Here is a 14,872-nt window from a genome sequence, read left to right as displayed (position 1 = left end):
TGAATTATTGTATTTCATCTGACAACCATAAAGGGATTATCGCAACAGCTTGGGCTTTTTCATATGATCAACCGCTGTCTCTAAAGACAACAGCGCGGCTAGTTAGTCAATTTCTTTATCAGTTTTTTCTTGTGGTGCGCTGGCTTTGTCAGCAGCAGCTTGCATTTTACCTAAAACACCGCGAGCAATTGGGCCAACGACAATCAATTGTAATGGCAAAGCCATAATTAAGTTGAAGATCCAAGTATGACCGTAAGTGGCTAATACATTGCCACCTAAGTTATGTGCCATGATCATCCCGAATAATGACATGCATGAAACCATACCTAGAACCATCATAACTGAGATCGTGATCCCAATCAGAACTACATTTTTCTTCATGTAATCGTTAATGATATATTTAAAGGCTAATCCCTTGGCAATGGGGCCAACGATTAATAGATCTAAAATAATCGCAACAAGCAAACCACCAGGATATTCCTTGATCGAGTTCAATAAGAACCCTTCAGTAAATCCTTGAACTAATACAACGTTATAGCAAACCATAACGAACACCATCAAGCCAGCCATAATAGCTGTAAAAACAATTTCTTCTTTCAAATTACGTGGCATAATTATCTCCTATTTCACAATTTCTGTTTTTAAGCAACATTAGTCAGTATACATAAAATAGACGCGCTGCATAAGTTACATTTGTGTTACATTTTCAGAAATCTAAATTTATGGCACGAGTTTTGCTATTCTTTTGATCATAAAAATAAGGACAGCAGCCGGGATATATCGGCTGTTGCCCTTGATAAGTAAATTAAACTGCTGCGAATTACAAAGTCGCTTTAATTGTAATTCGCCATTAAGTATTATAGATTTTTTAGCGCAATACTGACTGCCAGCGCGTCATCAACGTGTGCCATCACTTCATCACTTAAGTGAGTCACTTTATCGCGTAAGCGCTGTTTATCAATTGTTCGAATCTGCTCTAATAAAATCACGGAATCTTTCTCGATCCCTGTCTGTCGCGCCTTGATCCCAACGTGCGTCGGCATTTTCGGCTTCTGAATTTTTGCGGTGATTGCCGCAACGATCACAGTTGGGCTGTAATGATTACCAATATTATTTTGAATCACCAATACAGGGCGCATGCCCCCCTGTTCTGATCCCACCACTGGTGAAAGATCAGCGAAAAATATGTCACCGCGCTTAACAACTAGCTCCAATCAGCACCCCCTAACCGATTCCCTTACTTTAATGAATACGTAAAGCAGCTTCTTCTTCACAATTGCAAAATTCCGCACAAATTTCTGTATTCAAAGATGCCATCTCGGCGTAACCTTGCGCGAGAGAATCTAGTTTTGCTTGATGCGCTTTAAAAAACGCAATCTTATCATTGCCTAAATCATTTTCTTTGATGCCGTAATAGTCGCAAAATAAGTCAACTTTGTTCAACATTGCCTTATCGCAAACGACAGATAAGCGTTGTTTTATTTGTGTTTCCATGTTTGTGACCCCCAAAAAGCCCATCAATACAAGTTATTATCCACATTATAGTACCACGCTTACACGGGAAAGAAAAGTTAAATTCTTTTTACTAAGACTTTTCAGGTAAATAAGTCCGTGGCACCCGGTCTGTCAGGTTGCAAGCAATTTCATAATGGATCGTATGGGCGTAGTCCGCCACATCCTGTAAACTGATCGTCTGGCCACCATTTTCACCGACTAAAGTGGCTTTCGTCCCCACTGGCAACTGCGCTGGTAAGCGAACCATCATCTGATCCATGCACACGCGACCGATGATTTCACAGTACTGACCATTGATCAACACGTGAAAGCCCTGTAAGCGACGCTGCCAACCATCGGCATAACCGACGGGAAGCGTGCCGACCCACTCAGCTTGTTTAGCATGGTATGTTGCGCCATAGCTAACTGCATCGCCGGTTTGCATTTGCTTAACAAAAACTAGCTCAGATTCAAAGGTCAGTGCCGGTTGCAAGGGGTATGGTGCTGACAGAGCTGTTCCTGAGGGATTCAGTCCGTATAAAGCGACGCCAAAACGCACCATATTGCCATTGCAAGCAGCATGCCATAAGCTAGTTGCGGAATTGGAGACATGCACGTATCGCGGTTCGGTTGCCAAGGCTTGACGCATTTGCTGGAACTTAGCCACCTGTTGCTTAAAATAAGTCGTATCCTTTTCATCAGCGGTGGCAAAATGCGTAAATAAACCTTCTAATTCAAATTCAACGTGCTGCTGTAAAAAAGTATCGGCAGCTTGCAATCCAGCCGCATCACGAAAACCGATTCGTCCCATACCACTATCGACCGCAAAATGAACAGCCAATTTAGTCGTTAGGGCCCCACTTTGTAAAATTGGTAAAGCAGCTGCTAACCATTCCTGTGAGCCGACGGTTAACGAAATATGCGCCGCTGCTGCAACTTTAGCGTATGTAGGACTAGTAATACCAAGCACCAGGATAGGCTCCGTAAATCCAGCCTGTCGTAGCGCTAGTGCCTCGTCCAAAATAGCCACACAAAAACCAGTGGCACCAGCGCTTTTTGCGGTGGCTGCTACCTCTACCATTCCGTGACCGTAACCATTTGCTTTAACGACTGCCCACAATTCCGTTGTTTGTGGCAATGTTTGCATTTCTTGCTGAATATTTGCTTTAATTGCTTGCCGATCGATCACTAATTTTGTCGGTCGATGTAACCCACTTACCATTAGTCGGTCCCTCTTTCCAAAATAACTTCCGACATCACCAATGTATCGGTGTGCGAAATTGAAACTAGCGCACGACCAGCAAATGGATTTTTAGTCACCACTGGCTTGCCTAGTTCATCATCCAATATTTCAATATCAAGTAGACTAACGCGGCCGATTCCAGTGCCTAACGCCTTACCGAAAGATTCTTTGGCAGAAAAGCGCCCAGTTAGGTATTCTGCTTGGCGCTTTGGCGTTAACTGTTCATAAATCGCTAGCTCAGCCGCAGTTAATACCCGCGCTTTAAATTGTGCATTCTTAGCTTGAGCTGCTTGAATACGTGCAATATCTGTTATATCTACACCAATACCATAAATCAACCGCGTCGCCTCACTTTTTTAAAAAATAATGTACTTGTACATTCTAGCAAATTTTTAGTTTAGCTGCAAAAAACTACGGTTATCAGCCGATAAAAACTTTTAAGGTAATTTAAAGCGCTTTCAACTACCGATTAATGCGATTTTGTGGTAAACTTTAGGTTCAATACAATACGGAGGCTTAATTTAATGAAGATTGTTGTACTCGCGGGCGGACGTAGCCCAGAACGTAATGTTTCCCTATCATCCGGCGCTAAGATCACCACCGCGTTGCGCGAAAAAGGTCACGCAGCCGTTTTGATCGATCTATTTTTAGGCGATGACTTAAGCGACGTTAAAAACGTTGCTGATGTGTTCCAACGGGATGCAACGACGACAAACTATGCGATCAGCGACGAAATTTTGACCGACGAAGCCATCGATGCATTACGCACTGATGGCACCAAAGGTTTATTTGGTAAAAACGTCTTAGAAATTTGTGCTGCTGCTGACATTGTTTTCCTCGGCTTGCATGGTGAAGATGGCGAAAACGGTAAAGTGCAGGCTGCCTTTGACCTATTCGGTATTCGTTACACCGGTAGTGGTTCGCTGGCTTCAGGCGTTACCATGGACAAGAAAATCTCCAAAGAATTACTATTGCACAACCACATCAAAACGGCTGGCTACGTGTCAGTCAAAAAAGGTGAACCAACGCCACAAATCGACTTCGGCTTTCCAGTTGTTGTTAAACCTTCCAATGGTGGCTCCAGCATTGGGATGAAAATTGCCAATGACCAAGCCGAATTAGAAGCTGCGCTACCTGATGCTTACCGCTTTGATGACGAAGTAGTGATCGAAGAATTCATCAAAGGCCGCGAATTTTCGATGGGCGTTGTTAATGGTGTTGCGATGCCAGCAATTGAGATCATTGTCAATGATGGTTGGTACGATTTCGAACACAAATTCCAAGAAAACCAAACGACTTTCCAAACGCCACCAGATATTCCAGATGACGTACACACAGAAATGCAGGCTATCGCGCTTAAGACAATGACTGTTTTAGGGCTGACAAACTATGGTCGCATTGACTTCTTCTGGAACGAAGATGGTATCTATGTGATCGAAGGTAACTCACTACCAGGTATGACGCCACTCTCCTTATTACCACAAGAAGCAGCAGCGGCAGGAATCAGTTATCCTGATCTATGTGAACAGATCGTTAAAGGCAAATTAGCCTTATACGAAGCAAAATAAGCAAAAAAATCATCAGTATTGGCGCGCAAATCTACGTGCAGTACTGATGATTTTTTATTTGTATTGACTTCCCATTATCGTACTTTCAAGTAAATAAAAAAGTCTGCGCAGATTCGCAGACTTTTTTAGTCTAATTAAGCGTGCGTATGAATAGTATAGTTACGCTTGCCGCCATCTTTTTTATCAAAACGCTTTTTACGATCATAACGACCGCCGCCTTCGTGACTGTCGCGTGAACGACCATGGCCGCCATTACGACTGCCACCACCGTTACCGCCACGACGATCACGATCATTACGATGACCGCCACGATAACCGCCACTACGACGACCGTTACCGCCACGACCACCAGCACTACGACGTGGTAATGGCCGTTCTGGCGTGATCTTAACTGGCACTTCAGAAGCATCATCTTTGCTGGTTACTTTCAACAAAGCGGCTGCCAATTGCAATGGCGTATAGCTATCTAACAATTTTTCACCTTGTGCTTCATAGTTGCTTAAGTCTTTGTTATCGATCAATTCTTGAATTGATTCGATTGCTGAAGACAATTGACCTTGAAGCGCTTCTTTAGCCGTTGGTGCCTTCAATGGTTGCATCTTCAGGCGCGTTAGTTTTTCAATCGTCCGCAAGTAGCCCATTTCATTAGGTGTTACGAATGTGATTGAAGTTCCTTTATGCCCTGCGCGAGCCGTACGACCAACACGATGAACATAACTATCAGGATCTTGTGGGACATCGTAGTTGTATACGTGAGTTACCCCAGAAATATCCAAGCCACGAGCAGCAACGTCAGTCGCAACCAAGATGTCTAAACGGCCAGCCTTAAATGAGCGTAGAACACTCATCCGTTTTTGCTGGGATAGATCACCGTGGATGCCTTCGGCGTTATAGCCACGGGCACGTAGACCTTTAGATAATTCGTCAACCCGACGCTTAGTCCGACCGAAAACGATCGTCAACTCAGGCTGTTGAACATCAAACAAACGAGTCATGACGTCAAACTTTTCAAATTCCTTAGTTTGAACAAAGTATTGATCCAATAAATCAGCCGTTAATTCCTTGGCTTTAATTTGAACCATTTTGGGATCGTGCATGAAACGATCAGCAATTTTACGAATTGCTGCCGGAATCGTTGCGGAGAATAATAACGTCTGCCGAGTATCAGGGACTTGTTGGACGATCTTTTCAATATCTTCCAAGAAACCCATATCCAACATTTCATCAGCTTCGTCTAAAACCAATACTTGAACGTGGTCCAAACGAATCGTCCGCCGGTTGATATGATCTTGTAAACGACCAGGAGTACCAACGATAATTTGTGGATGATCTTTTAGCGAACGAATTTGGCGGCCAATATCAGCACCACCGTAAACAGCTTGAACCTTGACTTTTTTGTCTTGGCCTAAGCGATAAAGTTCTTCTTGTGTTTGTACAGCTAATTCACGAGTTGGTGAAATAATTAATGCTTGTACATTAGGATTTTCAAGATCGATTTTTTGTAGAATTGCTAAGCCAAAAGCAGCAGTCTTACCGGTACCAGTTTGGGCTTGGCCGATAACGTCGACGCCAGTTAAGGCCAACGGAATAGTTTCCGCCTGAATTGGGGTTGCTTCCTCGAAGCCTTGACGGCGTACTGCTTTTAATAGCTCTGGATCTAAACCTAAATCTGTAAATTTCAAATAGTTTCCTCCTCGGGTCTGTTAAACAATTTGCAAAACAGTTCCCGATCCCATTCGCGTCTGCCTTGCAAAAAATATTTAATGCTTTCTAATTTGCATCTTTACTATGTTATCACGAAAGTTAATTAAAAACAAACTTTTGTATCAATTCATTTTCATGAAATCGTTCTAGCCATCATTATTATGCATTCCGTTGGTCAATAATCACAGCCGAAATAAAAGACTATCAGCCTTAACTGTAGTCTTCAACTCACTAATCTTTATTTTGTAATGCCCGTAAAACTTCATCCAAATGTAGCCCATTACTGGCTTTCAACAATACTGCGTCATCGACAGTGACTGTTGCTAATAAATCAGTGATCAATGTTAATTTTTTATTAAGCGGGTAATAATGAACACGCCCCTTAAATGCTGGATTTCTAGCTAGTTCGGTTGCCAAAGCTTGCATGATCGGCCCAAGTAGATAAACTTGTTCTATTTTAGTTGGGTCGATGGCCGTTGCTATCCCAGCATGCAATGCGGGTGCTTGCTCGCCAAGTTCTAACATGTCGCCGAGTACCGCGATTCGTTGCCCTTTAACTGGTACCGCCGCAAACGCGCGTAGCACGGCCATCATTGCCGTCGGATTTGCATTATAAACATCACTTAAAATCTGTTCACCTTGTGCGCCAGTCAGCCATTGCGTCCGATTTTTGGTCAATTGCAAATTTGCCAGTGCTGCTTGCATCTGCTGCGGTTGGATTTGGAACAGACTCCCAACTGTGAGTGCAGCCATGGCGTTATTAACATTGTATGCGCCCAACAACGGTAAATTAAATTCTGTATCCGGATATTGATTCAGCTTAAAATCAATCTGCTTACTACCAGCAGTGACCTCAGTTGGATATAAATCATTATTATCTTGCTGACCAAAAGTCTTCGTCCGCTGTGCCAAATCGGCTGTTCGTTCCCGTAATAATGGCTCATCACCATCATAGATCAACACACCATCTTCTTTTAGGCCGTGCGTGATCTCCATTTTTGCATCGGCGATCTTATCCCGAGTGCCGAAAAATTCAATATGTGCTTCACCAATCATCGTAATGATTGCAACATCTGGTGCGACCAACCGACTAAGAAAATCCAGTTGTCCTGGACGATCCATCCCCATCTCGATCACCAAAGTTTCAGTGTTAGTGCTCATATTTAAAATAGTAATCGGTACACCAATTTCATTATTGAAATTACCTTGGGTTTTAACCACATTAGAATGTGGCGCCAAAATTGCGGCAGTCATGTCTTTAGTCGTCGTTTTACCATCACTACCGGTGATTGCGATCACACGGGGATCTACTTTATTTAGGTAGTATTTCGCTAATTGTTGCAAGGCTTTCAACGGGTCACGAACTTCCAAAACTGGAAAATCAGTTGGTTTGCCGGGATGACCTAATTGCCAAAAAGCAGCAACGGCTCCGTTTTGCTGAGCGTTACCAATATAGTCGTGGCCATCATTAGCGGCGACTAACGGCACAAAAAGAGCCCCAGCTTTTAATTTGCGTGAGTCAAAGTGAACGCTGGTAATTTCTAAATCTTGCCAACGTGAATAGTCATTTTCCGCGGCTACTGCCTGCGCAATTTCTGCAAGTTGCATTTTCATAAATAAAAAACTCCTACTTCACAATTAAGGTAATTATTAGCAAGTGCGCTAATAATTTTGAGGTTACGGACGGTGTCCATTCTTGTGGCAAAGACCTTACCGCAAGAAACATGGCCCTACTTCACAATTAAGGTAATTATTAGCCAGATACGCTAATAATTTTGAGGTTACGAACGGTGTCCATTCTTGTGGCAAAAATCGTACCGCAAGAAACATGGCCCTACTTCACAATTAAGGTAGTTATTAGCCAGATACGCTAATAATTTTGAGGTTACGGATAGTGCAACTTCAGATCCTATTTTGAAGTCGCTACTACATTAGTATTCACCAAAAATCAGTCTAAACATGGCTAGTCTAATCAAAAATTCTGTTGCGCACGTTGTCGCTTAAAGCGTTTCAACGCTAATTGGATCAATTCTTCAATTAAATCGCCACTGTTAAGGCCCATTTTCTGCCACAATTGTGGATACATTGCGTACTGATCAAACAGTGGCATGGTATTGATCTCATTTAACAAGACATCCCCATTGGCTGTCAAAAAGAAATCACAGCGCGCTAAACCAGAACCGTCCATGATCGCGTACGCTTGTTGTGCGTACTGTTGCATTTTGGTGATCACTTCCGCACTGATCTGGGCCGGAATGTCCAAAGCCAAGGCTGCCCGCGATTGTTTAGCACCGTAATCAACGAAATTATCTTTTTTGAGTACTTCACCGGGAACGGTAAACTTCAAGGTATCGTCGCCTAATAAGCCCAATTCGATCTCACGGGCAACGATTCCTTGCTCAACTAAAACGCGCGAAGCAAACTCAAAGGCCTTTTCAATTGCAGCAATTAACGATGCGCGATCATTAACTCGACTAACACCTAAACTTGAACCTAAATTAGCTGGTTTAACGTACATCGGGTAAAGTAGTGAGCCTTCGCAACGAGCCAAAATTTTATCGGCGGTTGCTTGCCACTGCGCTTTTAACACGGGCACATAAGGTGCTTGTGGGATACCAGCTTGCTGAAACAGCATTTTACTGACGATTTTATCCATCCCCACTGCACTAGCTAAGACGCCATCACCAACGTAAGGCACCCCCAGTGACTGCAATAAGCCTTGAATCGTACCGTCCTCAGCATTTTGACCGTGCATAACTGGAAAAACAATTGAGTCTTTGACCGTTAATTCACCAGGCCGAATCGCTACACCAACCGACGGACTGTTTTCATTAAATTTAGCTATATCACCGGCCACTAGCTGTAAAGTGGCAGCACTAGGTAAAGGTTCATGCAGCGTTGCCCCACGCAACCATTCACCAGATTGCGTAATGTAGATTGGACACACTGAATAATATTTAAAATAAATTGCGCGAATAACTGCAAACGCCGAAGCGATCGATAGATCATGTTCGGCATTTTGACCGCCATATAGTAGGTAAATCTGCATACGTGCCCTGCTTTCTAAAGTGTAGAAAATGCGCCAGCGCATCTGACTCAGTGCATTAAATTTGAGTCATTGATCTACACTTTCTATCTTTCATTTGCTTAAAGCAAGCCTTGATTAGCAAAAGCTGCTTCATTGATCACATTTAAACGCCATTTTTTTATACCATGATCATAAATTAATTCTGCTACTCGTTCTTGATCAGCACTGTGCCAGTCGTCATTAACTAGTTTGAAACGACTATTTAAGGACAAAATTGGAATATGGATCTCCTTTTGCCGGCTGTCAATATCTTCAAATGAGAACAACGCCCCATCGATGAATAATGGCTGCAATTGCTGTAGGATCACTGGATCAATATCTTGAATCAGTGAGCGCCGCCGGAATAAGAAGCGCATATCCGGGTATTTTTCCTGTAAATGACGCTTTAGGCTCCGATTCAAGACGGCATAAAATTGCGGTAAGTGGCGGTAGTAGGTTTTAACCGTGCCATCAGGTAAATCTAAATAAACATAATCGTTCTGCAATTTATAATAAAATGGTGATTCTAAATGTGTATAAGCGTGCCCCAAATAAAGCAGCTGCGCCACCTCATTTGGCGTCACCTGATCTAAATACAATTCATGCGCAAAATCGATCCACTTATGCGTCGTTAAATGTGGATCGGTAAAATATGCGGCAATCGCCGGTGCACCAGAAATAACATTGAACCCAGTATGGGGATCAACATCATCATCTAGATCGACTGGCGTCAGTAGCAATAAATGATGCGGCACGCGTTGCAGCGCACCAGCAAAATCCTGCAAACTGATTCCGTAAGACAATATTAAATTAGAAACCGTCTCTAAATGAACGTAGACAACATTCACACTCATGATCCCACTCCACATCACTTTTAACCAATACTTACTACATTGTACTACGAAAAGAATGGAAAGCCACTTAAAAAACAAGCCGCTACCTAATAAAAACTACCACATAAAATTAATTATGTGGTAGTTAGCAAATAAACTTAATTATCTCTAGAACGAAACTTTAGGTACTGCTTTTTCTGCTTCCGGCGTCTCCAGATAATTGATTTTCTGGAAATTATGCGCTGGTGCGATCACGTTGCCTGGGAAAGTTTCGATCTTATTATTATAATTTACAGCACTTGAATTATAGAGTTGGCGTGCATAAGCAATCTTGTTTTCCGAGTTAGTCAGTTCATCCATTAATTGACCAAATTGTTGATTAGCCTTCAAGTCGGGGTAGCTTTCCGCTAAGGCAAAAATATCCTTTAATCCCGCTGAGAGCTGGTTAGAAACGGCCATGGTTTGTTCATGATCGTCACTAGGGACTGCCGCCAATTGATTTCGCTTGGCAATAACGTTTTCCAAGGTTCCTTGTTCATGTTTAGCATAGCCTTTAACCGTTTCTACTAAATTAGGAATCAAATCATTACGCCGCTTGAGTTGAACATCGATTTGGCTCCAAGCTTCGTCGGTCCAATTACGGCTTCGCACCAGCCCATTATAGAAACTAATGTAACCGATCACGACCACCGCTGCTAATAAAATCGCAATTAAAATAATCCACAGCATTGCAAACCCTCTTTTCTTTTTTATTATTCATTTGCATTAATTGTCACAGATACGATTCAACTTGTCAATTAAGAGCGTAGCGCAAAAATTCGGATATAACCAAACTGTAGTAAAGTATTGATGCATTAGGCAAAAAATCTGCCTAAATTGTTGATTGGTCTACATTATTTTAAATTAGTCTCGGCGCTTACGAGTTAACGATCAGCTTATAGTGGGATAGCCCCCTTTTATTTTTTCGTAATCGTGCTACCATATAATTATCTCGTTTTTCAGAAAGAAGGTGAGCGCTTGAACTCGGTTCAGCGCAAACGCCCGCAATGGCAACAAAACCTTTATGTCTTATGGTTTGGTTGTTTCATGACCGGGATGGGTTTTAGTTTAGTCCTACCTTTTATGTCATTATATGTGGATACACTAGGAAAATTCACTCATATGCAGCTTAATTTTTGGAGTGGTTTGACTTACTCCGCAACTTATCTAGTGACTGCGATTGTCTCCCCTTGGTGGGGGCGCTTGGCCGATCGTAAAGGTCGTAAATTAATGTTGCTACGTGCTTCTGCAGGGATGGCGATCATCATTGGGTCCATGGCCTTTGTCACTAACGTTTATCAGCTAGTTGCTTTACGCGCATTGCAGGGGGTCGTTTCTGGCTTCATCAGTAACGCTAATGCCCTAATTGCCACTTCCGCACCACGTAACAAAAGTGGACAAGCACTAGGCACACTTTCGACTGGCGGTGTCACTGGTCAAATGATTGGCCCCTTACTTGGCGGATCAATCGCCGGCTTTTTCGGGTATCGGGTCACTTTTTTGATCACTGCTTTGCTACTGACCACTAGTTTCTTATTATGCCTATTCTTCGTTCATGAAACCTTTGAACCTGTTGAAAAAGGGCAACAACAACCAGCCAAGGCAATTATTCAACAATTACCGCAGCCGCAATTAATTATCGGGATGTTTGTCACGACCATGTTTATCATGGCCGCCAATAACTCAATCAGCCCAATCATTGCCTTATTCGTGCGCGAATTAATGCATGGTAATGGTAATGTGCCATTGATCAGTGGTATCGTGGCTGCTTTACCTGGGATCGCCACTTTAATTGCCGCACCCCAATTCGGTAAACTTGGTGATCGGATTGGGACACAACGGATCTTGTTATTAGGACTAATTTTCGCCACTATCGTCTACTTGCCACAAGGTTTCGTCACTAACGTTTGGCAATTAGCCGTTTTACGTGTTTTTGTCGGCATTTCCGATGCGGCGTTATTACCCGCCGTCCAAACAATTCTAGCCAAGTATTCACCGCATACAATAGCCGGCCGAATTTTCAGTTATAATCAATCCTTCCAATCAGTTGGTCAGGTTTCTGGGCCATTAATTGGTTCAGGAATCTCCGGTTTTCTCGGCTATAATGGTGTTTTCTTTACCACCGCTGCATTAGAATTTATCAATTTCGTTTGGGTTTGGCGCAGTACCAAACCACTACGTTTAAAGCAAAAAAATAATCGCCAGCAATAAGCTGACGATTATTTTTTTGGTGCTATTTTGCGGAACATAAATTTATCTAACCAGTGAATATCGCGCTTAATACCAATATAACCGATTGCGGCAACTGCGAAAGTGCCCAGCGCATCGGCAATCAAATCACCCATCGTGTCCATTAATGCCGCACGGCCTTGCAACAAGACGCCGTGGCTCATATAACGCTGCATATTTAGCCCTAGCAAGCCATCAAAAGTAAATTCATAAAATTCCCAGAATACACCGATCGACAAACCAAAAGTAAACGCAAAAATCCCCATAAACAACGGCGACAAATGCGTCAGCTGCTCACCACGAACAAATACCCCGATCAAAGCATAACCGAGACAACCTAGTAACATGGCGCTACCAACGTGTAAAATTTTGTCCCAATACGGAATGCGGCTATAAAACTGATAAACCGTTCCTAGATAAACGGAACCATAAATGAACAGTAAGAATAAAACGTATAGTACTTCAGGTAATTTAAAATTACCTAACTTAGCGATCCATTGCGGTAACAACAGAATCACGATCCCTAACACAATCTCCACTAACAAGAACAGCTGCTTGCCACGGCCGGTTGCTGGTACTGTTGAAACCGCCACAACAGTAAAAGTCAGCGATAAGATCATTGAAATCAAAATAAAAGCTAACAAATAATTATAAATACGCCATTTTTTCACTAAACCTCACCTCTATCTCACTTAATAATGGGAGCGGCTGGGACTCCTTTATTTAGCGGAACGCTCATGTTTAAACTAAATCAATTAGGTTCCATTCGCTGACGCATAGAACACGTGACGCGTTGCCGTGTTTCTTGCAGCAAAAAGCATACCACAACTTAAACCAGCATTTATCTTTATTTTAACCTATTCTATTCTAGTGCAAAAAAATAAGACCCCTGACAAAACAAAAGTTTTATCAAGCGTCCATAGCAATTGCTTAGTCTTTGGCCGGTGCAGCATTGGCATCGGTAAAACCATATTTTTTGTTGAAACGATCGACTGCACCGTCGGCTTGCGTAAATTTCTGCTTGCCGGTGTAGAAAGGATGTGAGTCGGAACTGATTTCAACTAAAACCAATGGATAAGTGTTACCGTCTTCCCATTCAACCGTTTGGTCAGATGTTTTCGTTGAACCAGACAAGAATTGGAAACCTGTCTGAGAGTCACGGAAAACAACGGGATGGTAATCTGGATGGATTCCTTTTTTCATTACTATTCGCTCCTTTGCCCTGAATCATACTAACATTAGCGTGTTAACGTCGTTAGCCGGAAACAGCCTAACTAGTTAAACCTAAGCTAGCCTGCGAAACAGAGATAATTTGGTTACACAACCAATAAATAATACCATGTGCGATTTGATTTTGCAATCAGCGATGATAATTTCTTGGCCGATGCTGTTTAAATTCTAATTTATTTAAGTTTTTAAAAAATGCTCGATTATCCGAAGTTCGCTGCATGAAGCGCAACAACTGCTCAGTATAATCTAATGCATCACCAGTCATTGAACGGCGAATCTTCCAAATGGCTTCCAAATCATTTTTAGCCAACAGTAACTCTTCCTTGCGCGTTCCTGATTGTTTGATATCCAATGCCGGAAATATTCGCCGCTCTGATAGTTCGCGGGACAAATGTAATTCTAAATTGCCAGTACCTTTGAATTCTTCATAGATCACATCGTCCATCCGACTACCAGTATCCACCAAGGCCGTCGCCAAAATCGTTAGACTACCACCTTCTTCAATATTCCGTGCCGCACCAAAGAAGCGCTTTGGCCGATAGAACGCTGCCGGATCTAAACCACCAGATAAGGTACGCCCACTGGAAGGCGTCGTCAAATTATACGCCCGGGTCAACCGCGTGATCGAATCAAGCAAAATAATCACATCTTGCTTATCTTCAACCAAGCGCTCAGCCCGTTCCAAAACCAATTCTGAAACGCGAGCATGATTAGCTGGTTGCTGATCAAACGTTGAATAGACCACATCGCCCTTAACCGAACGTTCAATATCGGTAACTTCTTCTGGCCGCTCATCGATCAATAAAACGATCAAATAAGCGTCAGGATAGTTTTTAGCGATACCTGCAGCAATTGCTTTAAGCAGACTAGTTTTACCGGCCTTAGGTGGCGCTACGATCAAACCTCGTTGTCCAAAGCCAATCGGCGCAAACGCATCGATCAAGCGTGTTGCTAATTGTTGCTCTGTCGTTTCTAAATGTAACTGCCGTTCTGGGTATAGAGCAGTCAACGCTGGAAAATGCGGTCGTTGCTTAGCTTCTTCTGGATCTTTGCCATTAACTGTATCAACGTGCATCAAGCCATAGTAACGTTCGCTAGGCTTTGGCGGCCGCGCACGGCCAACCACTTTATCACCGGTACGCAACCCAAAACGGCGAATCTGGGAAGCTGAAATATAAATATCTTCTTGCGATGGACCATAATTGATCGGCCGCAAAAAGCCAAAACCATCGTTGCTGACAATTTCTAAAACACCCTCCATTGAAACAAAACCTTGTTTCTTAGCCTGTGCTCGCAAAACTGCCAACGACAATTCTTTCTTGTTCATTTGACTGTAATAAGGAATCTTGAAATCACGTGCGTATTTATAAATCTCTTTCAGGGTTTGGTTTTCCAACTCACCCATAGTCAAAAAGTCACTCATTATGTTGCTCCGTTCATTAAAAGTCGCGTGTCAGAAAGGTCA

At 42.7% G+C, this 14,872-nt stretch carries 15 protein-coding genes; 2 read left to right on the top strand and 13 right to left on the bottom strand.

Going from position 1 to position 14,872, the window contains the following annotated elements; genetic code table 11:
- Positions 1–102: 102 nt before the first annotated feature.
- From LC20001_RS02925 to acpS, 5 genes are all read right to left on the bottom strand, one after another.
- Positions 103–612: a DUF2798 domain-containing protein gene (locus tag LC20001_RS02925; RefSeq protein WP_003677600.1), complete on the bottom strand. Its 510-nt coding sequence runs from the start codon at positions 610–612 to the stop codon at positions 103–105.
- Between the two features lie 245 nt (positions 613–857).
- Positions 858–1,214 (bottom strand): type II toxin-antitoxin system PemK/MazF family toxin, encoded by a 357-nt coding sequence (locus LC20001_RS02920; RefSeq protein WP_010009297.1) that lies wholly within the window; start codon positions 1,212–1,214, stop codon positions 858–860.
- 28 nt (positions 1,215–1,242) lie between these two features.
- Complete coding sequence (locus tag LC20001_RS02915) at positions 1,243–1,494, bottom strand: hypothetical protein (RefSeq protein WP_010009298.1); 252 nt, start codon at positions 1,492–1,494, stop codon at positions 1,243–1,245.
- Between the two features lie 91 nt (positions 1,495–1,585).
- Complete coding sequence (alr, locus tag LC20001_RS02910; protein ID WP_010009299.1) at positions 1,586–2,716, bottom strand: alanine racemase; 1,131 nt, start codon at positions 2,714–2,716, stop codon at positions 1,586–1,588.
- On the bottom strand, positions 2,716–3,075 hold the full coding sequence (gene acpS / locus LC20001_RS02905) for a holo-ACP synthase (RefSeq protein WP_010009300.1): 360 nt from the start codon (positions 3,073–3,075) through the stop codon (positions 2,716–2,718). Before acpS ends, alr begins: the two co-directional genes overlap by 1 nt.
- A 186-nt stretch (positions 3,076–3,261) precedes the next feature.
- Between acpS and LC20001_RS02900 the strand changes: the two genes are divergently transcribed.
- Entirely contained in the window at positions 3,262–4,305 is a 1,044-nt protein-coding gene (locus LC20001_RS02900; RefSeq protein WP_010009301.1) for a D-alanine--D-alanine ligase family protein, read from the top strand.
- Positions 4,306–4,439: 134 nt separating this feature from the next.
- Here LC20001_RS02900 and cshA read toward each other — a convergent pair whose 3' ends face one another.
- The 5 genes from cshA to LC20001_RS02875 all read right to left on the bottom strand — a co-directional run bounded on the left by cshA (position 4,440) and on the right by LC20001_RS02875 (position 10,638).
- Entirely contained in the window at positions 4,440–5,987 is a 1,548-nt protein-coding gene (cshA, locus tag LC20001_RS02895) for a degradosome RNA helicase CshA (protein ID WP_003677612.1), read from the bottom strand.
- 253 nt (positions 5,988–6,240) lie between these two features.
- Positions 6,241–7,623: a UDP-N-acetylmuramoyl-tripeptide--D-alanyl-D-alanine ligase gene (locus LC20001_RS02890; RefSeq protein ID WP_010009302.1), complete on the bottom strand. Its 1,383-nt coding sequence runs from the start codon at positions 7,621–7,623 to the stop codon at positions 6,241–6,243.
- Between the two features lie 358 nt (positions 7,624–7,981).
- On the bottom strand, positions 7,982–9,058 hold the full coding sequence (locus LC20001_RS02885; RefSeq protein WP_010009303.1) for a D-alanine--D-alanine ligase family protein: 1,077 nt from the start codon (positions 9,056–9,058) through the stop codon (positions 7,982–7,984).
- 98 nt (positions 9,059–9,156) lie between these two features.
- Entirely contained in the window at positions 9,157–9,930 is a 774-nt protein-coding gene (locus LC20001_RS02880; protein WP_003677616.1) for a hypothetical protein, read from the bottom strand.
- Between the two features lie 147 nt (positions 9,931–10,077).
- The gene (locus tag LC20001_RS02875) at positions 10,078–10,638 is read right to left on the bottom strand and encodes a LemA family protein (protein WP_003677618.1); all 561 of its coding nucleotides are present in this window, start codon (positions 10,636–10,638) and stop codon (positions 10,078–10,080) included.
- Between the two features lie 288 nt (positions 10,639–10,926).
- Here LC20001_RS02875 and LC20001_RS02870 point away from each other — a divergent pair, with 288 nt between their 5' ends.
- On the top strand, positions 10,927–12,159 hold the full coding sequence (locus LC20001_RS02870) for a multidrug efflux MFS transporter (protein WP_029507954.1): 1,233 nt from the start codon (positions 10,927–10,929) through the stop codon (positions 12,157–12,159).
- 8 nt (positions 12,160–12,167) lie between these two features.
- Here the strand turns inward: LC20001_RS02870 and LC20001_RS02865 are convergent, their stop codons facing one another.
- The 3 genes from LC20001_RS02865 to rho all read right to left on the bottom strand — a co-directional run bounded on the left by LC20001_RS02865 (position 12,168) and on the right by rho (position 14,830).
- Positions 12,168–12,848 (bottom strand): DUF2238 domain-containing protein, encoded by a 681-nt coding sequence (locus LC20001_RS02865; RefSeq protein WP_056943285.1) that lies wholly within the window; start codon positions 12,846–12,848, stop codon positions 12,168–12,170.
- 259 nt (positions 12,849–13,107) lie between these two features.
- Positions 13,108–13,380, bottom strand: a complete 273-nt coding sequence (locus tag LC20001_RS02860) for a type B 50S ribosomal protein L31 (RefSeq protein ID WP_003677625.1) — start codon at positions 13,378–13,380, stop codon at positions 13,108–13,110.
- Positions 13,381–13,537: 157 nt separating this feature from the next.
- Positions 13,538–14,830 (bottom strand): transcription termination factor Rho, encoded by a 1,293-nt coding sequence (gene rho / locus LC20001_RS02855; RefSeq protein ID WP_010009306.1) that lies wholly within the window; start codon positions 14,828–14,830, stop codon positions 13,538–13,540.
- Between the last annotated feature and the right edge of the window lie 42 nt (positions 14,831–14,872).

This window comes from Loigolactobacillus coryniformis subsp. coryniformis KCTC 3167 = DSM 20001 (assembly GCF_002706425.1).
In the GTDB taxonomy this organism is placed as follows: Bacteria; Bacillota; Bacilli; order Lactobacillales; family Lactobacillaceae; genus Loigolactobacillus; species Loigolactobacillus coryniformis.
This window is presented reverse-complemented; position numbering and strand designations above follow the sequence as displayed.

Coding starts and splice junctions, on each gene's coding strand:
- LC20001_RS02915 (WP_010009298.1), bottom strand. CDS start 1,494: ATGGAAACACAAATAAAACAACGCTTATCTGTCGTTTGCGATAAGGCA.
- LC20001_RS02890 (WP_010009302.1), bottom strand. CDS start 7,623: ATGAAAATGCAACTTGCAGAAATTGCGCAGGCAGTAGCCGCGGAAAAT.
- LC20001_RS02925 (WP_003677600.1), bottom strand. CDS start 612: ATGCCACGTAATTTGAAAGAAGAAATTGTTTTTACAGCTATTATGGCT.
- LC20001_RS02885 (WP_010009303.1), bottom strand. CDS start 9,058: ATGCAGATTTACCTACTATATGGCGGTCAAAATGCCGAACATGATCTA.
- LC20001_RS02900 (WP_010009301.1), top strand. CDS start 3,262: ATGAAGATTGTTGTACTCGCGGGCGGACGTAGCCCAGAACGTAATGTT.
- LC20001_RS02880 (WP_003677616.1), bottom strand. CDS start 9,930: ATGAGTGTGAATGTTGTCTACGTTCATTTAGAGACGGTTTCTAATTTA.
- alr (WP_010009299.1), bottom strand. CDS start 2,716: ATGGTAAGTGGGTTACATCGACCGACAAAATTAGTGATCGATCGGCAA.
- LC20001_RS02860 (WP_003677625.1), bottom strand. CDS start 13,380: ATGAAAAAAGGAATCCATCCAGATTACCATCCCGTTGTTTTCCGTGAC.
- rho (WP_010009306.1), bottom strand. CDS start 14,830: ATGAGTGACTTTTTGACTATGGGTGAGTTGGAAAACCAAACCCTGAAA.
- LC20001_RS02875 (WP_003677618.1), bottom strand. CDS start 10,638: ATGCTGTGGATTATTTTAATTGCGATTTTATTAGCAGCGGTGGTCGTG.